The sequence below is a fragment of the Gammaproteobacteria bacterium genome, assembly GCA_040183005.1.
Classification (GTDB): domain Bacteria; phylum Pseudomonadota; class Gammaproteobacteria.
In genome coordinates, this window is sequence record JAMPIW010000007.1 from 1,108,376 (window position 1) to 1,133,223 (window position 24,848).

Sequence of the window (24,848 nt, forward strand, 5' to 3'; positions counted from 1 at the left end):
GAGTAAATTATTAAGCAATGACGCCCAGAATGCAAAAGATTCTCATTATTGTACTGTGCGCTGCCAGCTTGGTTTTATCAGCCTGCAGCATTCACAAAATCGACGTCCAGCAAGGCAATGTCATCACGCCAGAGATGCGCGAGCAGATCAAGGAGGGCATGAGCAAGCGTCAGGTGAGCTTTATCCTTGGCACGCCGCTACTTGCCGACCCATTTCACCGCGACCGCTGGGATTACGTATACAGTCTCCAGGTGGGCAAAAACAAGCCTGAGATGCAGCGTGTGACACTCTTTTTCGAGGACGAAAAACTGATTCGGATTGAGGGTTGGCCGAGCGCGAAGCCTACCCCCGGGGTATAAATACAAGCACCCTAAAGGGGACAGGAGCCGCGCCGTAACGGCACGCTACCCTTCGGTGGGAGACTCGGCGGTCTCAAGCTCTCCCCCGCCTTTCTTCATCTTTTTGCCTTGGGCGGCGCGCTGTTTGCGCACCTCTTTAGGATCGGCCAGCAAGGACCGGTAAATTTCCACTCGGTCGCCCGCGCGCAAGTTGGCGCTTAACTTCCCAAGCTTGCCGAAAATGCCCACCTTATTCACACCCAGATCAATCTCAGGAAAGCGTTCCAAAACACCCGAGTGCCTGATTGTCTCTTCCAGTGTCGCCTCGGCATGGATTTCGAGCGGAATAATGATCTGCTCGTCAGGGCGGGCATACGCCACCTCGACATGGATCGTCTCAGCGCTGCCCATAGACATCCACTGCACGCGCGCAAAAGGCATCCACCAGGCTGTTGACGATCTGATTGAATACGGGACCTATCGCCATGCCAACCAGCTTGTTGGAAAATTCAAAATCCATATCCAGCGACACCTTGCATGCTCTCTCGCCCAGGGCATCAAAACGCCAAAAACCCTCCAGATGGCGAAACGGACCTTCCACCAGGCGCATCTCGATCATCTTGTTGTGTTGCAGCCGGTTACAGGTGGTGAACGATTTTTGTATTCCGCCACGCGCCAGTTCGATCGAGGCCCGCACTTCGTCCTCGTCACGGCTCAATATTGTGGCGGTCTTGCACCACGGTAAAAAATCCGGGTAGGTCTTGATGTCATCAACGAGCGCATACATCTCGCTCGCGGCATACGCGACCAGCGCGCTTCTGCTCACTATTGTCATTTGAAGGGCCCGATGGTTGTAGTTATGTAAATCGACTTCTATTTCAAAGCGCCAATAATTATGTAGGGTGCGTCCCACGCACCCTACGATTCCACTATTGATTTGGAAATGGCATAAATCGTGGGGTCTACCACCCCCGCCGCCTCAAAACCTGCGGCGCGCAGCCTGCACGAGTCGCACACGCCACAGGCGCGGCCCTGCGCGTCGGCGCTGTAACAGGATACCGTGAGGGCATAATCCACACCCAGCCGTACCCCTTCACGGATAATTTGCGCCTTGCTTAGAGAAATCAAGGGTGTGCGTATGGCAACGTGCTCGCCCTCAACACCGGCGCGTGTTGCCAGGTTGGCAAGCTGCTCGAAGGCCGCGATGAACTCCGGGCGGCAGTCCGGGTAACCGGAGTAATCCACCGCGTTCACGCCGATGAATATATCACGCGCGCCCAGTACTTCTGCCCATCCCAGCGCCAGCGCCAGGAAGATGGTATTGCGCGCGGGGACGTAGGTAACGGGGATACCCTGGGTGGGCTGGTCCGGCACGGGAATCGACAGGTCAGTAAGCGCAGAGCCGCCGATACCACCCAGATCAAGTTTGATGACCTTGTATTCGGTGGCCCCCAAAGCCTCTGAAATGCGGTCCGCGGCGGCAAGCTCGGAGCGATGGCGCTGGCCGTAATCAAAGCTCAAGGCATGGCAACTGAAGCCTTGTTCTATGGCAAGCGCCAAAGTGGTTGCCGAATCGAGGCCGCCGGACACCAATACCACGGCCTTTTTACAGGACGCCCCGATCACTTATTTACCCCGCGCATCGCCCCACAGGTGTTTATGCAACTGAATTTGCAAACGCACCGGCAGGCGATCCGCCAACATCCAGTCCGCCACATCGGTGGCAGACAATTGCTGGTGGCTGGGCGAAAACAATACCTCGCAACGGGCAGGCAGATCATGCTGCGCCAGAATACCCTTTGCCCATTCGTAATCGGCCCTGTCACACAACACGAACTTAACCTGATCCTGCGTATTCAGGTGCTCTATATTGCTGTAACGATTCTTATCCATCTCACCGGAACCTGGAGTCTTGAGGTCAACGACTTTAACCACACGCGGATCAACTGCGGAGACATCCAGCGCACCGCTGGTTTCCAGCGACACTTCGTAGCCTGCGTCACATAACGCCGTAAGCAGATCATGGCAGGCCTTTTGCGCCAAGGGTTCGCCACCGGTCACCGTCACATGGCGCGGCTGGTAAGCCGCAACTTGCGCGAGAATCTCCGGCAGCGGCATCGTTTGCCCACCCTGAAAGGCATACGCCGTATCACAATACCGGCAACGCAGCGGACAGCCGGTAAGGCGCACAAATACCGTAGGCAAACCCACCGTGCGTGTCTCGCCTTGCAAGGAATAAAAGATCTCGGTAATGCGCAAACTCAAAGCTATCTGCTCTCACTCTTCATCTTTTGCAAACGCTCCGTGGCCAGACGCGCCGCAGTTGTGCCGGGATAGCGTGCCGCCACGTCATTAAGCGTCTTGCGCGCCTGCTCCCGGTCACCCAGTTCATAATAGGCAAACCCGAGCTTGAGCGTGGCGTCTGTCAGCTTGGTGCTGGCAGGATAGCTGTCGATGATTTTTTTAAAATGTGTCGCGGCCGTTTCAAAACGGCGCGTTACATAATTGGCCTCTCCCAACCAATATTGCGCATTGGCAGCATATTCGCTCTTGGGGTAACTGGTCAGAAAGGCCTGAAAATCGCTGATGGCCTGATCATAACGGCTCGCCTTCAATCCATCGAGGGCACGCTGATACATCACCTGCTCGCGCGACACATCCGGTTTCGCCGTTGCATCGGGAGGAGTTGATAATGCGGCTGGCGGCGCCGTCACGGGCGGTTGCGGTGTTTGCGCGGGAGGCGCCTCCTTGGCGGCAGCCACCGCCTGCTCTATCTGGCGCAGGCGGCGGTCGATATCCTGGGACAAATCACGCTGGCGCCGTTTCAGGCTTTCGATGTCGTGCCCCTGCACTTCGGCATCGCCATGCAGACGCTGGACGTCTGCTTGCAGCCGTTCCAGACGCATTAGCATCTCCACCAGCGTCTGGCTTTCCAGCAATTGTTCCAGTTTTGTGACGCGCGCCTCAAGGGATGAAACAGGAGACGGCGCTGAAATAACCGGCGCGCTTGCAGCACCCTGCGGTGCCGCCAGTCCGGTTGAGGCCAGACCAAAACAGACTAACCCTGCGATATACCGGGGGAGTGCAAGCCGTCGCGTCACAAAAAAGCCTTACTTAGGGTATACCAGTTCGACACGGCGATTTTGCGACCAGTCAGAATCACCATGACCGAGGGCTATCGGGTGCTCCTCACCGAAACTGACAACATCCAACTGCTTCGAGGACACGCCCTTGAGCTGCATGAGCTGCTGCACTGCCTTTGCACGACGCTCCCCCAATGCCAGATTGTATTCACGCGAGCCGCGCTCATCGGCGTGACCTTCGAGGGTGATCGACATCTTGGGGCGCTCCGCCAGGTAGGCGGCATGGGCCTCAATGACTGGACGCGCATCGTCTTTGATCTCGCTGCTGTCAAATTCAAAATAGACAACGCGTTTTGAGAGCAGGCTGGCCGGGTCGTTGAGCGGATCGCCCTTGAATCCGCCTTTGTCGGGCGCGGCAAGCACTTCAACACCGGAAGAATTTGCAGGAGCAGGGGTTGCAGCCGAAGGGGCGTTGGCAACCGGTGCCGCACGCTCTTCAACAGGCGCAGACTTTTCCGCCACTTTAGGAGTTGTGGTGCAACCCACAATTAACATAACAGGCACAATGCTCACCAACAGTTTTGCATACATCTTCATTATTCACTCCTTTTTGGGTTTTGCTTATGAAAAATTATGGCTTGGGACGGTTGGTTCGCGGACCCCACGCGGGTTCCCTGGCGTTGCCTTCCGTCTGGGTGACACGTTGACGCACCCGGCCGTCAACCGACACCATCGCCAGCACCCCCCGGTTATTCACCTCGGTAGCATACGCAATTATAGCACCATTCGGCGCGAAACTCGGCGACTCATCCAGGCGGGTATCGGTCACGATCCGCTGTGCGCCTGAACTCAAATCCTGTACAGCAATACGGAATCGGTTGCTCTCTCCCGTCACCATCACCAAGGAACGTCCATCGGGTGAAAATACGCCGTGTGCATTATAGTCACCCTCGAAAGTCAGGCGCTGGGGCTTGCCGCCAGCCGCGGATACGCGATACAACTGTGGACGCCCTCCTCTGTCCGATGTAAACACCAGGCTTTTACCATCGGGTGACCAAGATGGCTCGGTATCAATTGCGGGGCTATCGGTAACGCGCAGCAGTGATTTATTTCTCAGGCTCAGGATGTAAACATCCGGGCTGCCGTCCTTTGAAAGGGTAAGCGCCAGACGGGTGCCATCCGGCGACCAGGCCGGTGCGCTGTTAATTCCAGGGTACGACGCCACCAGCTCGCGGTGGCGGGTAGCTATCTCCTGCACATAAACCTCGGGGCGGCGCCGTTCAAACGAGACATACGCGAGCCGTGCGCCGTCCGGCGACCATGCCGGCGACATGAGGGGCTGTGCTGAATTCAGGATAGCCACAGGGTTATAGCCATCGGCATCCGCCACCCAAAGTGAATAGCGGCTCTTGGCGTTGGCGCCACGCACCTCGGTGACGTAGGCGATGCGCGTCGCAAAGGCGCCGGGTTGACCGGTGAGTTTTTCATAGATAATGTCACTGATTTGATGCGCAGTGCGACGCAGATCCTGTTCACTTGAAGCAATACTGTATCCCGCCAGTTGTTCACCCTTGAAGACGTCAAAGAGTTGAAACTGTGCAACATAACCGTTACCGGAGGCTCGCAGCTTGCCAATCACCAGATTTGGCGCGCCTGCCGCACGCCAGTCGGCAAAGTTGACCTGCGAGCCTTCATGGGGCCGGGACGCCATGCTTTTTTCCGGCAAGGGGGCGAACTCACCGCTGCGGTGCAGATCAGCGGAGATAATGCCGGCAATATCTTCGGGCGGTGCGGTTGCACCCTCCCACCCAAAGGGAACGATAGCGATGGGTTGCGCGCCTTCCGCGCCGCCAGTGATTTCAATAGTGAGCGCGGCACGCACAGGAGTAGACAGCACCATGGCGCACAGGCAGAACACTAGCAACAACGGGGCAAATCTGGGAGACACGAAACTCATCCTTCTGGCCTAAAAATAAAATTGAACTCTCTAAATCTCTCTTCAAATACTGCTGCATCCTGCGGCACCGGCAAAGGGGATGCCTTGTACACGGCGGCTTCTGCTGAACGGTCAAATGCCACATCGCCACTGCTCTGCGTGACGCGCGCCACCAGCACCTCACCACTCGGCGCGAGACGCACCAGCACCGTACACTTCATGCCATCGCGCGTGTTTTGCGGGCGCAACCAGTTACGTTTGACTTTTTGCTGGATCAGCCCCTGGTATTTGCCTTCAGCGGCCTTTGCCTGCCGTTCTTTGTCGGCGTTCTGACGCTGCTGCTCGGCATCAAGCTGCTCCTGCAAGGCGCGCTCTTCCGCGTCGCGACGATGCCTTTCTTCTGCAGTCTTGTGTTTTTTGTCGGCTTCCGCCGCCTTACGCTTAGCCTCCAGCTCGGCAAGGCGCTTCTCTTCTTCCTTGCGCTTTTTTTCGTCGGCCTCTTTTTCCTGTTTCGTTTTGGCGAGTCGGCTGGCTTCCTGTACTTTTTTCAGCTTTTCAACTTCGAGTTTTTTCTTGAGGGAAAGTTCATCCGCCTGCTGCTTTTTCAATTTTTCTTGGCGTTCAACCTCCAGCTTCTTGTGCTGGGCAAGCTCCTCGGCTTGATTCTTCTGCTGCGCCTTAATCTGCTGTTCTTTCTCGCGTCGCTGCTCAACTGCGTGCTTTTCTTCTTCCAGACGGTTTTGGCGATCTTCCCGTTCTTGCTGCTTGCGCTGCTCCACCTGCTTGCGTTCCTCACGCTCCGCCCGAAGCTGGCCGGCGTCCACCACCGTCGCTTTGACGGGATCCACCTCGGGTTGCGCGGGCTTGGGCTTGGGCGTCCAATCGAGACTGACCACCAGCAACGCGATGAGCGCAACATGGACAAGAATCGCATACACCACGGCGCGAGGGGTGAAAGTGGTTTTTTTCAGCATATGCAATCGAACGTTGCCTTGCTTAACGCCACCTCGATCATTTTGCCGGCTTATCCGCAGGCTCGGTCACCAGCCCTACACTCTCAACTCCAGCACCTTTCAACAACACCATGGCGTTGACCACCCGTCCATAATTGACGTCTTTGTCGCCACGCACCAGCACCTGTCTTTTGGGCTGACGGCTCAACACCGTAGCCACACGTTGCTTCAGCGTGTCATCATCGATGCTTTTACCCGTGCTGTCGATGTTGAGGTGATACTCCCCCGCCGCATCCACCGTCACCACCAGCGGTTCCTGATCCCCGCTATCGACGGCTTCGGCCTCCGCCTTGGGCAGGTCGACCTTGACGCCCTGGGTCAGGAGCGGTGCGGTGATCATGAAGATGACCAGCAATACCAGCATTACGTCGATGTAGGGCACCACGTTCATCTCTGCCATGGGGCGCTTTCGGTTGCGCTGGCGGTTGCGGGCCATGGCTTAGCCCGCTCCTTGATGCGCATGGCGTTGCAGCAGCGTGGAAAATTCCTCAAGGAAAGTTTCGTAGCGGTTGATCAACCGCTCCACGTCGTTGTTGTACCTGTTATAGGCAACCACTGCCGGAATCGCGGCGAACAACCCCATGGCAGTGGCGATCAGCGCCTCGGCAATGCCTGGCGCCACCATCGCAAGCGTGGCTTGGTGAACATTACCCAGCCCGCGGAAGGAGTTCATAATTCCCCAGACAGTGCCAAACAGGCCGACATACGGGCTGGTAGAGCCCACCGTAGCGAGAAAGGGCAAATTCATCTCCAAGGCGTCGATCTCGCGATTCAGCGCTACCCGCATGGCGCGTTGCGCACCCTCCAGCACGGCCATCGGCTCAGCACCACCCTGTTTGCGCAGCTGGGCAAATTCCTTGAAACCCGCGCAGAAGATGCCTTCCATGCCTGCGGCCAGCTCTCGCCGCTGAGATGCCTCTTTATACAGGCTATTGAGATCATTGCCAGACCAAAAGCGCGCTTCAAAAGCGTTTGCCATCTGACGCGCATCTCTCAGAGATGCCCATTTGCGGAAGATCAGGGTCCAGGAGACCATTGAAACCACCAGCAATAACGCCATCACAAGCTGCACCAGCAGGCTGGCGTTTAATATAAGGTGAAGAATCGACAAATCAGCCGTCACTGAACATCTCCGTAGGGAATTTTTTCAAGGATATAACCAGGGATGGGGCACGGGCGCAATGTGGTGGCATTGAGGCAGGCGATTTTGATACTCCCTATGCATAGCGGAGATTCGCCTTGATCTGCACGCGATATTTTTTGCTCAAAAGTCAGGCTGGCGCGGCCACGCCATATTACCCTTGCGCTGACATGCAACAAATCATTAAACCGCCCTGGGCTGAGAAACTCCATTTGCGCAGATCGCACGGCAAAAATCACACTATCCCTGGCTATCAGTTCATCTTGCTCCACGCCCAAGCTACGCAACCATTCGCTGCGGGCACGCTCCATAAACTTCAGATAATTAGCGTAATAAACAACCCCGCCACTGTCGGTATCTTCATAATAGACACGGACGGGCCACTGAAACTCACTCACAATTCTACGCCACTCCCTCAAATTTCCTGAATATTACCATGAACCAGTATCGAGCAGCGACTGGCTGAAACCGAAGCGTATAGCTCCTCCCGGCTCATCCCCCATGAATTTAACCATAAGTTTTTCCTAACATACCCCTAAAGCTCCTGTCCCAGCCTGCCGATACTACCTTTGAGAGGAAGCAATTACAGCTTTAGAACTGCCACTCAGGCCCTTTTCACAACTCATCAATTCATATTGATGCCAACGGAAAGGCGGCTGTCATTACCATGATTGAGGGTGCGCCATGACCAAAACGATGAATCTATTTGGCACGCTGAGCGCCTGTCTATATATGGCCGTCAGCACACCCGCCCTTGCAGTAGAACCATTCGTCCTGAATTGGCAGCAGCAGAAAGGCAGCCTGACTGGTCAGGCCGACTTTAGGTGCAACATGGGCGTTGCCGATGCGGGACAGGGGTGCAGTACGACCGGGAGTAGCGGCTTTGGCAATTACAGCGACCCTGACAAGACGCCCTTCCTTCAAGAGATCGTCACGGGCGCTGATGGGAAAAGCTATTATCACATTATCATGGGCAGCGTCGACAGCAGCGGGAATCCGATCGTACCGAGCGCGGCGAATCAGTCCACCATTCCCTTTGCCCAGGAAGTATACATAGCCCGGCAAACCGGCTCTAGTTGTATTGCGGAAAACTGCTCATACAGCGGCGGCGATATCAACGGCTTCACGGGCGGCGGCAATGGTTTTGATCCGCTCAAAAACAACATGACCTCTGCCAGCACGGGCAACCGCTCTGGCTTTCCGACCCGGGTGATTATGAAAGATATTTTGAACGACAGTCAGATATCGCAGGTATTTCTGAAAGACACATTGGCTGACAAACCCACGATCACTCAGACTATCACCTCGAAAGACGCGGGTGGCGCAACCGATATGACAGCCCAATTTTCGATTGATATGAGCAACAGCAAGTATAACGATAATACCAAAGCCGGCTTAATAACCAACAAGGTTACCTTCGCCGGGGTAAATGCCAAAATTCCTGGAAATTTCGATACCAATGGTCCAGATAATAGCTTTGTGACAGCCAACGCACAAACAGGTAAAACCAATGTCACTGGCGGCCGTTATACCTTTGTTGAAGGCGGGGCGGGAGACAGCGATACTTTTGGACAAGGAACCTATACATACATAAACGGGGACGACGCCGCCAGCAACCTGGACTGGAATGCCTTCCGTAATGACGAGCAGAACCCGCTTAAATATGGCGCAACATTCTCAGTGCGCAAACGCGCTGGCGATATCTGCAAATCCAGTACCGTCGGCTCGATACCTGCCGGGTGCTAGCCCGAAAGTAGCACGTCTATTGGCACACGCCTTCTTTAATCTTCACCGCTTAACGCCCCAAACTCCACAACCCCTGGCGATCAGGTTATAATTTCAGCCTGATCACTACATCAATAAAAAACCCCGTCCTAAGGGGCGGGATATTGCTAAGGAGTTGCCCGGTAATCTAACGATTACCACCGCAACAATTTATTTTCACGTGGCAAGCCACGAGGAATTACACCCTCAGAGATTAAAATGCCTACGACACCGCGTAAGATCCTCGTCACCAGTGCCTTGCCCTATGCCAACGGGCCGATCCACCTCGGCCATCTGGTCGAATATATCCAGACCGACATCTGGGTGCGCTTTCAAAAAATGCAGGGCAACCAGTGCATTTATGTATGCGCCGATGACGCCCACGGCACGCCGATCATGCTGCGTGCCCAGCAGGAAGGCATTACACCGGAGACGCTGATCGAGCGCATTGGCCAGGAGCACCGCGCCGATTTTGCGGGCTTCGGCATTGGCTTTGACAATTATTACTCCACGCACTCACCGGAGAACCAGGAGTTTGCGGGGCTGATTTACCAGCGCCTGCGCGAAGCCGGGCACATCACCACGCGCACCATCACCCAGGCCTTTGACCCGATCAAGAACATGTTTCTGCCGGACCGTTTCATCCGCGGCGAGTGTCCGCGCTGCGCGGCCAAGGATCAATACGGTGACAGTTGCGAGGTGTGCGGCGCCACATATTCACCGACGGACCTGAAAAACCCGGTGTCGGCGCTCAGCGGCGCGACGCCGGTTGAGAAAGAATCCGAGCACTATTTCTTCAAGCTGGGTGATTTTGAAGCGATGCTGCGAGACTGGACGCACGGTGGCGCATTGCAGAGCGAGATTGCAAACAAGCTTAACGAGTGGTTCGAGGCAGGGCTCCAGGATTGGGACATCTCACGCGATGCGCCCTACTTCGGCTTCGAGATTCCGAATGCCCCGGGAAAGTACTTTTACGTATGGCTGGATGCGCCGATCGGTTACATGGCGAGTTTCAAGAACCTGTGCGACCGGGAAAACCATAGTTTTGACGACTACTGGGGGCCGGACAGCCAGACAGAACTTTATCACTTCATCGGCAAGGACATCGTCTACTTCCACGCCCTGTTCTGGCCTGCAATACTGGAGGGTGCCGGCTTCCGCAAACCTACGGCGATCTTTGCGCACGGCTTTCTCACCATCAACGGCCAGAAGATGTCCAAATCGCGCGGCACGTTTATCAAGGCGCGCACCTATCTGGATCATCTCGACCCTGAATATCTGCGCTATTACTTCGCCAGCCGGATCAGCAGCCGCGTGGAGGATATCGACCTTCAATTCGATGATTTTTTGCAGCGTGTCAATGCCGACCTGGTGGGCAAGGTGGTGAACATCGCCAGCCGCTGCGCGGGGTTCATCACCAAGCGCTTCGATGGCCATCTATCGGCCTCCTGTGCGGAAGGTGGTTTATACGAAGTATTTTCTACCGCTGGCAAGAATATAGGTGAGCTTTACGAAGCGCGTGAATTCAGCCGCGCAGTGCGCGAGATTATGGCGCTGGCGGACCGCGCCAACCAGTATATCGATGAAAAACAGCCGTGGGTGATCGCCAAGCAGCCTGAGCGCGAAACCGAACTGCAGAATGTATGCAGCGTCGGCATCAATCTGTTCCGGGTACTGATGATCTACTTGAAACCTATTCTGCCAGAGATGGCGACCAAGGTTGAGACGTTCCTTGATATTCCTGAACTTGCATGGAAAGACCTCCATACTCCGCTAACAGGCCACCATATCAACACCTTTATCCCACTTATGACGCGTGTTGAGAAAGACAAGATCGACACCATGCTGGCCAGCGAAAAACCAGTGGAACTCTCCGTCACGAATGCGACTCCAATACAGAAGGGCACAGAACACCCTGGCGCACTGGTGAGCGACCCGATCAACGCAGAGATCAATTTTGAAGACTTCGCCAAGATAGACCTACGCATAGTACGTATCGCGAATGCCGAACACGTAGAGGGCGCGGAAAAGCTGCTCAAGCTGACACTGGACCTGGGCAGCGAGACACGCACCGTGTTTGCGGGTATCAAGTCAGCCTATGCTCCCGAAGACCTGGTGGGCAAGTTGACGGTGATGGCCGCCAACCTCGCGCCGCGCAAGATGAAGTTCGGCGTATCAGAAGGCATGGTGCTGGCAGCCGGGCCGGGCGGCAAGGACATTTTTCTGCTCTCGCCCGATGAAGGTGCGCAACCGGGAATGCGGGTGAAGTAGGGCCAAAAATCAATGCCGTTAAGTAGGGTGCGCCGTGCGCACCATGGCCCGGCAAATGAATTTGGTGCGCACGGCGCACCCTACATTACAATCGTTTTTCGGTACCACCCATGACTGAATACCTACTCATCCTCGTCAGCACCGTGCTGGTGAACAACTTCGTGCTGGTGAAGTTTCTTGGACTGTGCCCGTTCATGGGCGTGTCGAAGAAGCTGGAGACCGCCACGGGCATGGGGCTGGCCACCACGTTCGTGCTCACGCTGTCCTCGGTGAGCAGTTATTTGGTCAATGAATACCTGCTCGCACCGCTTGGGCTGGAATATCTGCGCACCATCGCCTTCATCATGGTGATCGCGGCGGTGGTGCAGTTCACCGAGATGGTGGTGCACAAGACCAGCCCGGTGCTGTATCAGGTGCTGGGCATCTTTCTGCCGTTGATCACCGTCAACTGCGTAGTATTGGGCGTGGCGTTGCTTAACGTGCAGGAGCAGCATGGTTTTCTCCAGTCCGCGCTGTACGGCTTCGGTGGTGCGGTTGGCTCGTCCCTGGTGCTGATCATGTTCGCCGCGATGCGTGAACGCATTATCGTTGCCGACGTGCCGGTGGCCTTCCGGGGGCCTGCAATTGCACTGGTAACGGCGGGGTTGATGTCGATGGCGTTCATGGGCTTTTCAGGTTTGGTTAGAGGTTAGCGAGTGCTCGCAGCAATCATTGCGTTAGGCGCCCTGGCGGCCGCGTTCGGGCTGGTACTGGGCTACGCTGCGATCCGCTTCAAGGTCGAGGGCGACCCGCTTGCCGAGAAGATCAACGCCATCCTGCCCCAAACCCAGTGCGGCCAGTGCGGCTATCCCGGTTGCCGCCCCTATGCCGAGGCGATAGCCAAGGGCGAGGCGGATATCAATCAGTGCCCACCCGGCGGCGAGGCCGGCGTCGTCAAGCTGGCCGATCTGCTAGGCCGCGACCCCAAGCCGCTGAGTGCGGAACACGGCCAGGTCAAGCCCAAAATGGTGGCGGTCATTGATGAGTCTATCTGCATCGGCTGCACGCTATGCATCCAGGCCTGCCCGGTGGATGCCATTCTTGGCGCAGCCAAGCAAATGCACACCGTCATCGCCAAGGAATGCACTGGCTGCGAGTTGTGTGTCGCGCCTTGCCCCGTCAACTGCATAGACATGGTGCCTCTCAAACCGAGCATCGCGCAGTGGACATGGACATTTCCCGATGAACAACCGGCTCGGGAGGCGCAACCGCCCGCTCTGAAAGGCGCGCACGGGTGATCCGGCGCCTTTGGAAATTCAACGGCGGCGTCCATCTGCCAGCACACAAAGAGGAATCCACTCATCACCCGGTGCAGCGAGCACCCCTGCCCAAACGGTTAATCCTGCCGCTGCACCAGCATATCGGCGAATCCGCCGAGGCTGTCGTTAAAGTCGGCGATCAGGTGCTAAAGGGGCAAATGATTGCGCACGCCAAGGGTTTTGTCAGCGCGCCGGTACATGCCCCCAGCTCTGGGGTCGTGGTCGAGATCGGTGATTTTCCCGTGCCACACCCTTCGGGCCTGAGCGCTCCCTGTATCGTCATCGAAACCGACGGCGCAGACCAATGGACTCCACTGCAAACGCACGGCGATTACACGCAGCTTGATCCCAGTGCATTACGCAACATCATCCGCGAGGCGGGTATTGTAGGCTTGGGCGGCGCGGGTTTCCCCTCCTTCATCAAACTCAATCCCGGCCCCGGCAAGGTGGTCAACACCCTGATACTCAACGGCGTGGAGTGTGAACCTTACATCACCTGCGACGACATGTTGATGCGCGAACGTGCGCCGGACATCATCGCTGGCGTGGGCATCATCCGCCACGCCCTGCACGCGCGCGAGTGCATTGTCGCGCTCGAAGACAACAAGCCCGACGCCTATGCGGCGATGTGCGCCGCTGCGGCGGGGACAGACATCCAGGTGGTGCAGGTGCCGACCATCTATCCGGCAGGCGGTGAAAAACAGTTGGTCAAGGTGCTCACCGGCATGGAAGTGCCGGGCAACGGCCTGCCGATTCATATCGGCGTAGTGTGTCACAACGTAGGCACCGCCGCCGCCGTGTACCGCGCAGTGGAATATGGCGAGCCGCTGATCTCGCGCTATATGACCATCACTGGCGGCAATATTGCCCAGCCACGTAACCTGGAGGTGTTGATCGGCACGCCGGTGAAGGATCTGCTCGACGAGTGCGGCTGGAATCCCGGTACGCTGGAGCGCCTGCTCATGGGCGGGCCAATGATGGGCTTCGCACTGCCAAGCGACAGTGTACCGGTGATCAAGACCACCAACTGCATCCTGGCCATGACCGCCTCCGACAGCCTTCCGCAACGGCCCGTGATGCCGTGTATCCGCTGCGGGGCATGTGCGGATGCCTGTCCGGTCAACCTGCTGCCGCAACAGCTCTACTGGCACGCTCACGCCAAGGATCTGGATAAGGTGCAGGAATATAATCTGTTTGACTGCATCGAGTGCGGCTGCTGTTCCTATGTGTGTCCGAGCAATATCCCGCTGGTACACTATTACCGCTACGCCAAGACCGAGATCTGGGCCAAGGAGCGTGAAAAACAGAAGGCCGAGGCTGCCCGCCTGCGCTACGAATTTCGCCTGCAACGCATCGAGCGCGAAAAGACCGAGCGCGCGGCAAAGCATACGCAGAAAAAGGAAGAACTGACCGCTGCGCCTGCAGACCCCTCCGATACCAAGAAGGCGGCCATCGTGGCGGCGATGGAGCGGGCGCAGGCGAAGCGTGAAGAGATAAAGGGCGGAGAATGAGAAAGAAAAGGGGTAACTCCATTTCAAATTTAAATGCCCCCTCTCCCCAACCCTCTCCCCCCATGCGGGGAGAGGGGGTAAATCGAATTATTGGCCTGGCACCTGTTTCCCGATCCCTGACGCAATGCAACTAAAAACTCCCAGCTCCCCTCATGCGCATATGCCGGCATCGGTTACCAGCGTCATGCTGCGCGTGGTGTATGCACTCATCCCTGGCCTGATCGCTTATGTCTGGTTTTTTGGCTGGGGGGTGGTCATCAATATCCTGTTCGCCATTGTTGTCGCGCTGGGCTGCGAAGCGGCGATGCTGGCGATGCGCGATAAACCGCTCAAGCCCTTTCTGACGGATGGCAGCGCATTGGTCACCGCCGTATTGCTCGCCATCTCCATCCCGCCGCTCTCGCCGTGGTGGATTACGCTGATCGGCACGGCGTTTGCGATTATTATCGCCAAACAGCTCTATGGCGGACTCGGTTACAACACCTTCAACCCGGCGATGGTTGGCTATGTGCTGTTGCTGATTTCCTTCCCGGTGGAGATGACCTCTTGGCAGGCGCCTCTGATGCTGATAACCCAGCATAGCCTTGGCTTCCTCGATACGCTGCACATCATCTTCGGCGGCGGGCTGCCTGATGGTCTACGCCTGGATGCGCTGACCACGGCCACGCCGCTGGACACCCTGAAAACCCAAATCAAACTGGATCATAGCGTGGACGAGATTATCAGCACCACGCCCATCTTCGGCCATTTCGGGGGCAAGGGCGGCGAGTGGATCAGCGCGGGGTTTTTGCTGGGCGGGCTGTGGCTGCTCTATAAGCGAGTCATCAACTGGCACATCCCCGTCGCCATGATCGGTGGGCTGCTGGGCATGGCACTGATCTTTTTTATCATCAATCCCGTAAGCTATCCCTCCCCACTATTTCACCTGTTCAGCGGGGCCACACTGCTCGGCGCATTTTTCATCGCCACAGACCCGGTCACCGCGCCCGCCTCCACCCGCGGACGGCTTCTTTATGGCGCGCTGATAGGTGTACTGGTCTACGTTATCCGCACCTGGGGAGGTTATCCCGATGCAGTGGCCTTTGCCGTGTTGTTGATGAATCTGGCGACACCGACCATCGATTATTACATCCACTCGCGCGTTCTCGGCCACGGCGCAAAACGTAAGGACTGATCTCCATGTCCCTGCCAAAACACATGCTACAAATGGCCCTGCTGCTAGGCGCATTCACCGTGATCGGCGCCGGAATGGTGGCACTCACCCATGACGCCACCGCTGAGCGCATCTCCATCGAGGAACGCGCGACGCTATTGCGCACTCTAAACAGCCTGGTGCCTTCAACGCTGCATGACAACGACATTTCCGCCGACATAACTACAGTAGCATCCAAGGAATTTCTCGGCACTGATCAGCCTGTCACGGTATACCGTGCACGCTTGAAGAACACGCCTGTGGCAGCGATTATGTCACCCATCGCCCCCGATGGTTACAGCGGTGCGATCAAGCTACTGGTAGCGATTCGTTACGACGGCACACTGTCCGGGGTGCGGGTTATCACGCATCACGAAACGCCTGGGCTGGGCGACGCCATTGAGATTGAGCGTTCCGGCTGGATCACGGGCTTCAACGGAAAATCACTGTTGAACCCCGATGCCGCCGGATGGCGCGTCAAGAAAGATGGCGGAGTATACGATCAATTCACCGGAGCAACCATTACACCACGCGCTGTAGTCAAGGCCGTGCATAAGTGTTTACAATACTTTTCTGCAAACCGCGAAGCGCTATTCGCCTCACGTCCGACGGAGGTCAACCCCCATGGCAAATAATGACTCCAATGGTGATTACGGCGAAATCGCCCAGAATGGGCTGTGGGACAACAACCCCGCGCTGGTGCAGATCCTCGGTTTGTGCCCGCTGCTGGCGGTATCCGGCACCGTCATCAATGGCCTGGGACTGGGTATTGCCACCCTGGTGACGCTGGCGCTATCGAATGCCGTGGTGTCCCTGATCCGCCATCAGGTCAAACCGGATGTGCGCATCCCGGTGTTTGTGGTAGTCATTGCCTCCATCGTCACCGCTATCGAACTGGCCATGAACGCCTATGTCCACGATCTGTATCTTGTGCTCGGCATATTCATTCCACTGATCGTCACCAATTGCTCGGTATTGGGCCGTGCAGAGGCGTTTGCGTCGAAGACCACGGTAGGCCGCGCCGCGTTGGACGGCTTCACCATGGGACTGGGTTTTCTTGCCGTATTGGTGGTGCTGGGTGGCCTGCGTGAAGTGCTTGGAAAGGGCACGCTGTTCTCCCAGGCCCACTTGATGTTTGGCGAGGGCGCCAAGTGGATGACCATTACCCTGTTCGACGATTACCGTGGGTTCCTGTTTGCCCTCCTACCTCCTGGCGCTTTCATCGGGCTGGGTCTGCTCATCGCACTCAAGAATGTTATCGACGCGCGTCGCAAGCAGCGTCGTGGCGCGGTCGCCATGGCGATGCCGACAAGCGCCGCAAGGACTGCTGCGTAATCGACCATGATCTGTATGACAAAACGTCCATGACCCCACGCAAACGTCGCGAGATATTTACCCGCCTCAAGGCGGCCAATCCTCACCCGACTACCGAACTGAATTACACCACACCATTTGAACTGCTGATCGCGGTGATTCTTTCTGCCCAGGCGACAGACAAGGGTGTAAACAAGGCCACGGAAAAACTGTTCACGGTTGCCAACACACCGCAAGCCATTCTGGAATTGGGCGAACCAAACCTGAAAAAATACATCCAGACCATTGGCCTTTTTAATAGCAAGGCGCACAACATCATAAAAACGTGCGCTATCCTGGTGGAAAAACACGGCGGGCAGGTTCCAGCAGAGCGCGAGGAGCTGGAGGCGCTGCCGGGCGTGGGCAGAAAGACCGCAAATGTCATCCTCAACACCGCATTCGGCCAACCCACCATCGCAGTAGATACCCACATTTTCCGAGTCGCCAACCGCATCGGACTCGCCCACGGCAAAACTGTGCTGGCGGTGGAAAAGGAACTATTGAAAGCAGTGCCCGATGAATTCAAGCACGACGCCCATCACTGGCTAATCCTGCACGGACGCTATACCTGCATCGCACGCAAACCACGTTGCGCTTCGTGTATTATTTATGACCTGTGTGAATATCCAGACAAGACAGAGTAATCATTATGCTATTCGGACAAAACCGTGACCAGCTTCGCCGCGTCTACTTTGAGGCATGGCGCAAACACCGTGAGAAGTTACCGCTGGAACCACTGGAGGAAATGCTCGCCAGTGTCATTCTTGAGCACCCGGAATATCATGCGCTTTTGGAAAATGAAGATGCCTCTCGGGACAAGGATTATCTGCCGGAACTGGGGCAAACCAATCCCTTTCTTCATATGGGAATGCACATTGCCATACGCGAACAACTCGCCACAGACCGCCCAACAGGAATAAGAGATCTCTACAAACAACTACTGACTCGCCTGCACGATGCTCATGCCGTTGAACACCACATGGCGGAATGCCTGGCGGAGATGATTTGGCAGGCGCAACGCAACAATACTGCGCCGGATGAGATCGGTTACCTGGATCGTTTGAGGTCGCGAAATGCGTAGGGTGGAGGAGATTTTTCACCAAACCGCCTTCGTCCTACCGTGTCACAAAGTGATAAAGGGATGTAGTGCAAAGCAAAATCTTGCTGACCTTCACCCTGCCCGTAGAACTTTCCCTCTGGCCGCCCTCCATGACCAGAAATAGAATGAGCACATGATGTAACGCGTTGCCTCTGCATTGAAAAGTAACTGCTCTTTTTAGATTGCCTAACTCTTCTATAGTACTGTCCCGTTAGAGGGTCAGATTCATCCAGTGGGAGATCTTCCGGCGGCCGAGCGCTGTTGCAGACGCTCGATTTCCGCCAACACATCTTCCGGCTTGGTTTCCACTTCGAGGTCTGCCAGGTCGCTTTCAACATCATTTTCGATGCCCAATTTTCCCTGTATCGCATCGAGCATTTGCAATACTCGCGTCAATTCATGTTCGGTAAGCAAACCGATGTGCAAATCCAGATCGGCACGCCGCTCAGACTCTACACTCAAACGGTTCTGACTGATCAGCACAAAGGTTGAAAGGAAAATCGCTTCCAGCGACACAACCATGGTCAACAACCCGTATGGGAATGGGTCGAAGGCAGGCACACCAAATTGCCCGGTGTTAAGCAAAATCCAGAGGACAAACCACACGACATGCACATAGACAAACAGCATGCGGCCCGAAAAAGAGGTAATAGCATCGGCGATTTTGTCTTGCACGCTGCGCTCGCGCTCAGCCTTCATGCGCAGATGGATAATCGTGCGAATGTTGCGCTCGATGACGCTGGCCAGTGCCGGCTTTTTTTCTGCGCGCTCTTTATTTTTCGCGGCTTTATTCACAGGGTTCGGCTGCATAAGACTGATGCCCTTGGTTGTTTTATATTGTTGTGAAACCTCTGATTTATTAGAGGTTCCGTGCGGTGCATGGATGCACCGCCATTTCTCGAACACGTAAGTGTTCGAGAAATGAAGAAAAACAAAAATCACATTTTTTGGTTTTCGTCTCTGAAAAATCCAAGGATGGATTTTTCAGAGTTTCCTTATATATTGCTCCAGAAGTGTCCGGCAATTTCGCAAAGACGGCTATATAACATGATGATGTTGAATAGGAAAGTGTGTGTTTAGGGGTGTCACCGACTTGAACGTGAATTTTTTGGGAAACTGGGGCTTTCCCCCCAGGAGTTTCCGTCATGTATTCAGGCCAGTTGGTGTTCGCACAACTCATGGAGCATTTGTCCCTTCACACATTCCGTCGCTGCGTGCAGCGCTACCCTTCCAAATATCCCACCAAGACTTTTTCGCATCTCGATCAATTTCTCTGCATGGCGTTCGCGCAGCTGACTTACCGCGAAAGCCTGCGCGACATCGAAACCTGTCTGCGCGCCCACCAAGCCAAGCTCTATCACTTGGGCATACGAGGCAACATCGCCAAGAGCACGCTGGCCGATGCCAACGAGCAACGCGACTGTCGCATCTACGCGGATTTCGCGATGAGCTTAATCCAGACCGCCAGAAAGCTTTACGCCAGCGACAGCTTTGCGGTCGAACTGGAACAGACGGTCTACGCACTCGATACCACGACCATCGACCTGTGCTTGAGCGTCTTTCCGTGGGCACGCTTCCGCTCCACCAAAGCTGCCGTCAAGATGCATACGCTGCTCGACCTGCGCGGCAACATTCCAACCTTCATCCACATCAGCGATGGCAAGATGCACGAGGTCAATGTGCTCGATATCCTGATACCCGAAGCCGGCAGCTTTTACATCATGGATCGTGGCTTCACCGACTTCGCTCGCTGGTTCACCCTGCATCAAGCACAGGCGTTCTTTGTCATCCGTGGCAAATCCAATCTGCTCTTTCGTCGCGTCTACTCTCGCACCGTGGACAAGTCCACTGGACTGCGCTGCGACCAGACCATTGCATTGACTGCTCGCAAGGCCAGCAAGGATTACCCGCAGCACCTGCGACGCATCAAGTTCTACGATGCCGAACACGACAGGTTTCTGGTCTTTCTGACCAACAACTTCGACCTGCCTGCGCTGACCATCGCTCAGCTTTATCGTTGCCGCTGGCAGGTCGAGCTATTCTTCAAGTGGATCAAACAGCATCTTCGAATCAAGCGGTTCTATGGCACCACCGAGAATGCAGTCAAGACGCAAATATGGATCGCCATCGCGGTTTACGTCGTGGTCGCCATCGTGAAAAAGCGGCTCAATACCGAGGCTTCGCTTTACACAATCCTACAGATTTTGAGCCTGACTCTTTTCGAGAAAACGCCACTCGATCAATTACTTAAAAATGCGGAGACGCAAATGAGCATGCAGAAAGACAATAACCAATTGAATCTATTCAATTAAATTACCGGACACTTCTGATATTGCTCTTAAAACAGTTACCGCGCATCTGATGAAAGACATAATGACGGCGGAGGCTCGCACTCGATTACAACCTCACTCCCCGTGCGCGGATGGCGAAAAGCCAGTTCAGCGGAGTGCAAATGGTAGCCCGGGTCGCCGGGCACGGCATGCGTCCCCGGCGCGGGGAGTCCACCGGCAATATAAAGCGGATCACCCACCAGAGGATGCCCTGCCGCCGCGAGGTGAATGCGAATTTGATGAGGCCGACCCGTTGCAATACGCACGTCACAAAGAAAAGAGTCCGCGTAGCGTTCGAGGACGGTCACCTGGGATAACGAGGGTTTGCCTGTCGCTGTGGCGGCATGGAGGGAACCGAGCAATGTATGCGGAACCGGGCCGATAGGCGCAGTGATGGTGAGCTCTTCCCAGCCTGGATTGCCGTCGGCTAACGCACGGTAACGTTTACCGACCTCCTTCGCCGACCATTGCCGCATCAATTCTGTGCGGGCATCACGGTTTCGGGCGCACAACACCAGGCCGGATGTCCATCGGCCCAGACGATGCAGCGGGGCGGCGTCGGGCGCATAGGTTTGCACCTGATAAAGCAGGGTCGCTTGTAGAAAATTAGCGCCCGGAAGCGTCGGCAAGCCCGCAGGCTTGGCCACTGCAAGCAAATCTTCGTCTTCATAAAGCACGGTGAATGACACTGGGGCGTCGGGTTCATCCCAAGGCGGGCGCCACCATACGAGGTCTTGGCCGCGGCGCAGCACGGTTTCGGGATGCGCGGGCATCGCATCGATAAGCACCTGGCCGGACGCGATACGCGATTCCCATTCCGCAGGGGATGAGTGGCGATAACGATAGCTCAGATAGACAAGCAATGTCTGGGCTTCGGCTTCGGGGCCGATCCGTTCGCGATACTCGCAGCCTTCGTTGCGGATCGTCACTGTAAGAACCTGTTCAAGATCTCGATCAAGGGATGCAGCGCAAGGCGGAAACGGACGAAAAAGAGGAGTGTGCATGTAGTCTGCCGCTCCCCGGCCCCGCATTTTGAGTCCGTTTCCAACGCCGCGATGCGCCCTTCAGCAAGATCTTGAGCAGGTTCAACGGGCGAACATCAATAGTCGACATACACCTTCCCATCTTCAACCTTGACTTTATACGTGTTCAGCGGCTTTTCGCCACGGATTATATTCAGCAATTGTATGCCGGGCGGAAAGTTCGCCCACTCGCATACTGCGCCCGTCCTGACATCAAATTCCGCACGGTGAAAGTGGCAACGGATATGGCCATCGCCAACGATGTGTCCCTTTTCCAGCGGCAGCGACATGTGAGGGCATTTTGCCTGTGTGGCATAAAAACCATCAGGAAGATGGATGAGCAATATCTTCTCATTCGCTGCGTGGTACACCTTTTTTTCACCAACGGGTATATCACGCTCATCCGCCACATAATTGAAAGCCATCGCATTCTCCCCATGAAATCATCCGTTAAGACCAGTGATACCGAGCATCGGCATCGCACCCAAACATCCTCCATTATAGCCTTAAACATCTCGCATGAAGATTCAGCGATTACCGGTCGATAGCGACGACGCCTAGCATAGAGAGGCGCGCGCATCCCAAATCTGGCCGACACGATCAATACAAGTGCATAATGACCTTACTTTAAGAAAAAGTATTACCAACCAATTTCTTGAAAGAGGTGCGGGATACGAATGGACGCGGATGATCTCACCCCGATACTGCTCGACACCGTGCGCCAGCTCGGCATCGAGTTACATCCCGATAAAAAAGCTGGAGCAGCGCTGACGCTCGACAGCTCGCTGGATCGGGATCTGGGTTTCGACAGTCTGGCGCGAGTGGAACTGCTGCTACGTATCGAGCAGGCATTCGGCGTGAGCCTGCCGGAGCACACATTGGCGGCAGTGGAGACGCCACGTGACCTGCAACGTGCAGTGCTCACGGCCTCTGCCGCTGCTCCTCACGCTGCCATCCCGGCAAAGATCCGGGAGGTGGCGACGGAACGGATTGAGGCAGAACCCGACCGCGCAGCTACCCTCCTGGATGTCCTGGACTGGCACATAGCCAACCATCCGCAGCGCACACATATCATCCTTCTTTCTGAAGAAGCCAGCGAGGAAATCAGCTATGCCACCCTGCGCCAGGGAGCAGAGGCTGTGGCGGCGGGGCTCCGTGCGCATGGCCTGCAACCTGGGCAAAGCGTGACTATCATGCTGCCAACCAGCCGGGATTATTTTTATTGTTTTTACGGCATCCTGCTCGCCGGCGGCGTGCCGGTGCCCATCTACCCGCCTGCGCGCCTGTCGCAGATTGAGGATCATCTGCGCCGCCACGCGGGCATTCTGAACAACGCCCTTGCCTCTATCCTGATCACCGTACCCGAGGCCAAGGCGGTGGCACGGCTGCTCAAATCCCAAGTGGAGGGACTGCACAGCGTGACCACGGTGCAGGAGCTTTCGGTCTCCCGCACTGTGCTCGCCAGCCCCATCAGCGTCCCCGTCATCAAGGCCCAGGACATTGCCTTTTTGCAATACACCTCCGGCAGCACCGGCAATCCCAAAGGGGTGGTGCTGACTCATGCCAATCTGCTGGCAAACATCCGCGCCATGGGACAGGCGACGCGGGCGGACTCCACGGATGTGTTTGTCAGTTGGCTCCCCTTGCACCATGACATGGGGCTGATCGGCGCATGGCTCGGCAGCCTGTACTACGCCATCCCTTTTGTTGTCATGTCTCCCCTCGCCTTTCTGGCCCGCCCGGAGCGCTGGTTGTGGGCCATCCACCGGCACCGCGGCACACTGTCAGCGGCGCCCAATTTCGCTTATGAATTGTGCCTGCGCAAGATTGGCGACCACGCCATCGAGGGCCTGGACCTCAGTTCCTGGCGCATGGCCTTCAACGGCGCCGAGCCGGTCAGCCCTGACACTATCGTCAACTTCCAGCGGCGTTTCGCCCGCTACGGCCTGCGCCATGAAGCCATCGCACCCGTCTACGGGCTGGCCGAATCCGCTGTAGGCCTGGCCTTTCCGCCCCCCGGCCGCGGCCCAATCATCGACCGCATCAAGCGCGATACGTTCATGCGCGCCGGCAAAGCCATCCCCGCCAGTGAAGAAGACCAAGATGCATTGCGCTTCGTGGCCTGTGGCCAGCCCTTGCCTCGCCACCAGATCCGTATCGTCGATGCCACCGGCCACGAACTGGGCGAACGCGAAGAGGGACGACTGGAGTTCCGCGGGCCTTCAACCACCAGCGGCTACTTCCGCAACCCGGAGCAGACGCGCCGTCTGTTTCATGGTGAGTGGCTGGATTCCGGCGATTTTGCCTACATCGCCGCTGGCGATATCTATCTCACCGGCCGCGTCAAGGACATCATCATCCGCGCCGGGCGCAACATCTACCCCTATGAACTGGAAGAAGCCGTGGGCAACATCCCCGGCATGCGCAAAGGCTGTGTCGCGGTGTTCGGCAGCCCCGGCCCCGCCTCCGGCACGGAACGCCTCATCGTGCTGGCGGAGACGCGCGAGACCGAGGCCATCGTGCTGGACAAACTGCGCGGGGAGATCAACGCCCTGGCGATGAACCTGCTGGGCGAGCCGCCGGATGACATCGTTCTGGCTCCGCCGCACACCGTACTCAAAACCTCCAGCGGCAAGATTCGCCGCGCAGCCAGCCGCGAGCTTTACGAAAAAGGCGGAACCACAGGTCGGCAGCCACACGCGGTGTGGTGGCAATTTGCACGCCTGACGTGGGCCGGTGTTGCACCGCAGCTGCGGCGCTCGCTGCGCCTGGCGTCCGGCATCCTTTTTGCCAGTTACACATGGTTCCTGTTCTGGGTATTGGCGCCTCTGACATGGCTGATGGCCGCCCTACTGCCGCGTCCCGCCTGGGGCTGGGCTATCAGCCGCATCATGGCTCGACTCTTCGTGCGCCTGTCCGGCACGCCGTTTGTGGTGCGAGGCTTGGAAAACCTGCCGCATGGGCCGTGCATACTGGTGGCGAATCACGCCAGTTATCTCGACGGCATCCTGCTGGTGGCCGCCCTGCCAAAGCAGTTCAGCTTTGTCGCCAAACGGGAGCTGAGAGAGCGCATGATTCCCCGCGTATACCTTGAGCATATCGGCGCGGAATTCGTGGAGCGTTTCGAGCTTGAGCAAGGCGTTGAAGATGTGAAACAGCTCCTGCAAATCCTGCGCTCTGGTCAATCGCTGATATTTTTTCCCGAGGGGACTTTTGACCGCATGCCGGGATTGCTACCATTCCGCATGGGCGCGTTCGTGACGGCCACGCAGGCGGGTGTGCCGGTGGCGCCCGTAATCATTCGCGGCACCCGTAACATCCTGCGTGCCGACCAGTGGTTTCCACGCCGTGGTTCGATCAGCATCACGATCAGCGCACCGATCACACCGGAAGGCCCCGATTGGCCTGCCGCCATCAAACTGCGCAATGCCACCCGCGCGGAGATCCTGCGCTTTTGTGGAGAGCCGGATCTGACTTCTGGTTGACAAAAATCTGAA

Annotated in this window: 27 protein-coding genes; 13 read left to right on the forward strand and 14 right to left on the reverse strand. The window is 56.6% G+C overall.

The features are described 5' to 3' along the window. Window positions 1-29 precede the first annotated feature (29 nt). Window positions 30-359, forward strand: coding sequence for an outer membrane protein assembly factor BamE (gene bamE, locus M3A44_11140; GenBank protein ID MEQ6342180.1), 330 nt, complete (start codon window positions 30-32; stop codon window positions 357-359). A 45-nt stretch (window positions 360-404) separates the two neighbouring features. Here the strand turns inward: bamE and M3A44_11145 are convergent, their stop codons facing one another. From M3A44_11145 to ybgC, 11 genes are all read right to left on the reverse strand, one after another. After that, window positions 405-749, reverse strand: a complete 345-nt coding sequence (locus tag M3A44_11145) for an RnfH family protein (GenBank protein MEQ6342181.1) — start codon at window positions 747-749, stop codon at window positions 405-407. Next, a complete protein-coding gene (locus M3A44_11150) occupies window positions 736-1,173 on the reverse strand; it encodes a type II toxin-antitoxin system RatA family toxin (GenBank protein MEQ6342182.1) in 438 nt (145 codons plus the stop codon). The genes M3A44_11145 and M3A44_11150 overlap by 14 nt, the downstream gene beginning before the upstream one ends. A gap of 83 nt (window positions 1,174-1,256) precedes the next feature. Then, complete coding sequence (gene queC / locus M3A44_11155) at window positions 1,257-1,964, reverse strand: 7-cyano-7-deazaguanine synthase QueC (protein ID MEQ6342183.1); 708 nt, start codon at window positions 1,962-1,964, stop codon at window positions 1,257-1,259. After that, a complete protein-coding gene (queE, locus tag M3A44_11160) occupies window positions 1,965-2,609 on the reverse strand; it encodes a 7-carboxy-7-deazaguanine synthase QueE (protein ID MEQ6342184.1) in 645 nt (214 codons plus the stop codon). Then, on the reverse strand, window positions 2,606-3,439 hold the full coding sequence (gene ybgF / locus M3A44_11165) for a tol-pal system protein YbgF (protein ID MEQ6342185.1): 834 nt from the start codon (window positions 3,437-3,439) through the stop codon (window positions 2,606-2,608). The genes queE and ybgF overlap by 4 nt, the downstream gene beginning before the upstream one ends. 9 nt (window positions 3,440-3,448) lie before the next feature. Beyond that, a complete protein-coding gene (pal, locus tag M3A44_11170; protein MEQ6342186.1) occupies window positions 3,449-4,018 on the reverse strand; it encodes a peptidoglycan-associated lipoprotein Pal in 570 nt (189 codons plus the stop codon). A 34-nt stretch (window positions 4,019-4,052) separates the two neighbouring features. Further along, window positions 4,053-5,321 carry a Tol-Pal system beta propeller repeat protein TolB gene (gene tolB, locus M3A44_11175; protein MEQ6342187.1) on the reverse strand — a complete coding sequence of 423 codons (1,269 nt, stop codon included), beginning with the start codon at window positions 5,319-5,321 and terminating at the stop codon, window positions 4,053-4,055. A gap of 53 nt (window positions 5,322-5,374) precedes the next feature. Next, the gene (gene tolA / locus M3A44_11180) at window positions 5,375-6,331 is read right to left on the reverse strand and encodes a cell envelope integrity protein TolA (GenBank protein ID MEQ6342188.1); all 957 of its coding nucleotides are present in this window, start codon (window positions 6,329-6,331) and stop codon (window positions 5,375-5,377) included. A gap of 37 nt (window positions 6,332-6,368) precedes the next feature. Further along, window positions 6,369-6,806, reverse strand: coding sequence for a protein TolR (tolR, locus tag M3A44_11185; GenBank protein MEQ6342189.1), 438 nt, complete (start codon window positions 6,804-6,806; stop codon window positions 6,369-6,371). 3 nt (window positions 6,807-6,809) lie between these two features. Next, window positions 6,810-7,493 (reverse strand): protein TolQ, encoded by a 684-nt coding sequence (gene tolQ / locus M3A44_11190; GenBank protein MEQ6342190.1) that lies wholly within the window; start codon window positions 7,491-7,493, stop codon window positions 6,810-6,812. Then, a complete protein-coding gene (ybgC, locus tag M3A44_11195; GenBank protein MEQ6342191.1) occupies window positions 7,490-7,909 on the reverse strand; it encodes a tol-pal system-associated acyl-CoA thioesterase in 420 nt (139 codons plus the stop codon). The genes tolQ and ybgC overlap by 4 nt, the downstream gene beginning before the upstream one ends. Before the next feature lie 286 nt (window positions 7,910-8,195). Between ybgC and M3A44_11200 the strand changes: the two genes are divergently transcribed. The 10 genes from M3A44_11200 to M3A44_11245 all read left to right on the forward strand — a co-directional run bounded on the left by M3A44_11200 (window position 8,196) and on the right by M3A44_11245 (window position 17,981). Next, complete coding sequence (locus tag M3A44_11200; protein ID MEQ6342192.1) at window positions 8,196-9,257, forward strand: hypothetical protein; 1,062 nt, start codon at window positions 8,196-8,198, stop codon at window positions 9,255-9,257. A 237-nt stretch (window positions 9,258-9,494) separates the two neighbouring features. Next, entirely contained in the window at window positions 9,495-11,546 is a 2,052-nt protein-coding gene (gene metG, locus M3A44_11205; GenBank protein ID MEQ6342193.1) for a methionine--tRNA ligase, read from the forward strand. A 110-nt stretch (window positions 11,547-11,656) separates the two neighbouring features. Next, on the forward strand, window positions 11,657-12,238 hold the full coding sequence (rsxA, locus tag M3A44_11210) for an electron transport complex subunit RsxA (GenBank protein MEQ6342194.1): 582 nt from the start codon (window positions 11,657-11,659) through the stop codon (window positions 12,236-12,238). Between the two features lie 3 nt (window positions 12,239-12,241). Further along, window positions 12,242-12,823, forward strand: a complete 582-nt coding sequence (gene rsxB, locus M3A44_11215; GenBank protein MEQ6342195.1) for an electron transport complex subunit RsxB — start codon at window positions 12,242-12,244, stop codon at window positions 12,821-12,823. Continuing rightward, window positions 12,820-14,355 carry an electron transport complex subunit RsxC gene (gene rsxC, locus M3A44_11220; GenBank protein MEQ6342196.1) on the forward strand — a complete coding sequence of 512 codons (1,536 nt, stop codon included), beginning with the start codon at window positions 12,820-12,822 and terminating at the stop codon, window positions 14,353-14,355. Before rsxB ends, rsxC begins: the two co-directional genes overlap by 4 nt. Before the next feature lie 124 nt (window positions 14,356-14,479). Further along, the gene (gene rsxD / locus M3A44_11225; GenBank protein MEQ6342197.1) at window positions 14,480-15,529 is read left to right on the forward strand and encodes an electron transport complex subunit RsxD; all 1,050 of its coding nucleotides are present in this window, start codon (window positions 14,480-14,482) and stop codon (window positions 15,527-15,529) included. Between the two features lie 5 nt (window positions 15,530-15,534). Then, on the forward strand, window positions 15,535-16,182 hold the full coding sequence (rsxG, locus tag M3A44_11230; GenBank protein ID MEQ6342198.1) for an electron transport complex subunit RsxG: 648 nt from the start codon (window positions 15,535-15,537) through the stop codon (window positions 16,180-16,182). Further along, entirely contained in the window at window positions 16,172-16,882 is a 711-nt protein-coding gene (locus M3A44_11235) for an electron transport complex subunit E (GenBank protein ID MEQ6342199.1), read from the forward strand. Before rsxG ends, M3A44_11235 begins: the two co-directional genes overlap by 11 nt. A 29-nt stretch (window positions 16,883-16,911) precedes the next feature. After that, complete coding sequence (gene nth / locus M3A44_11240; GenBank protein MEQ6342200.1) at window positions 16,912-17,544, forward strand: endonuclease III; 633 nt, start codon at window positions 16,912-16,914, stop codon at window positions 17,542-17,544. A gap of 5 nt (window positions 17,545-17,549) precedes the next feature. Beyond that, on the forward strand, window positions 17,550-17,981 hold the full coding sequence (locus M3A44_11245) for a DUF1841 family protein (protein MEQ6342201.1): 432 nt from the start codon (window positions 17,550-17,552) through the stop codon (window positions 17,979-17,981). 243 nt (window positions 17,982-18,224) lie between these two features. Here M3A44_11245 and M3A44_11250 read toward each other — a convergent pair whose 3' ends face one another. Continuing rightward, a complete protein-coding gene (locus tag M3A44_11250; GenBank protein MEQ6342202.1) occupies window positions 18,225-18,794 on the reverse strand; it encodes a DUF1003 domain-containing protein in 570 nt (189 codons plus the stop codon). A 350-nt stretch (window positions 18,795-19,144) separates the two neighbouring features. Here M3A44_11250 and M3A44_11255 point away from each other — a divergent pair, with 350 nt between their 5' ends. Further along, a complete protein-coding gene (locus tag M3A44_11255) occupies window positions 19,145-20,311 on the forward strand; it encodes an IS4 family transposase (GenBank protein ID MEQ6342203.1) in 1,167 nt (388 codons plus the stop codon). 35 nt (window positions 20,312-20,346) lie between these two features. Here M3A44_11255 and M3A44_11260 read toward each other — a convergent pair whose 3' ends face one another. Next, the gene (locus M3A44_11260; protein MEQ6342204.1) at window positions 20,347-21,333 is read right to left on the reverse strand and encodes an RluA family pseudouridine synthase; all 987 of its coding nucleotides are present in this window, start codon (window positions 21,331-21,333) and stop codon (window positions 20,347-20,349) included. A 95-nt stretch (window positions 21,334-21,428) separates the two neighbouring features. Continuing rightward, window positions 21,429-21,776 (reverse strand): Rieske 2Fe-2S domain-containing protein, encoded by a 348-nt coding sequence (locus tag M3A44_11265; GenBank protein MEQ6342205.1) that lies wholly within the window; start codon window positions 21,774-21,776, stop codon window positions 21,429-21,431. A 252-nt stretch (window positions 21,777-22,028) separates the two neighbouring features. On the opposite strand from M3A44_11265, the gene M3A44_11270 reads away from it, so the two are divergent. Next, a complete protein-coding gene (locus tag M3A44_11270) occupies window positions 22,029-24,836 on the forward strand; it encodes an AMP-binding protein (GenBank protein MEQ6342206.1) in 2,808 nt (935 codons plus the stop codon). Window positions 24,837-24,848: the final 12 nt, after the last annotated feature.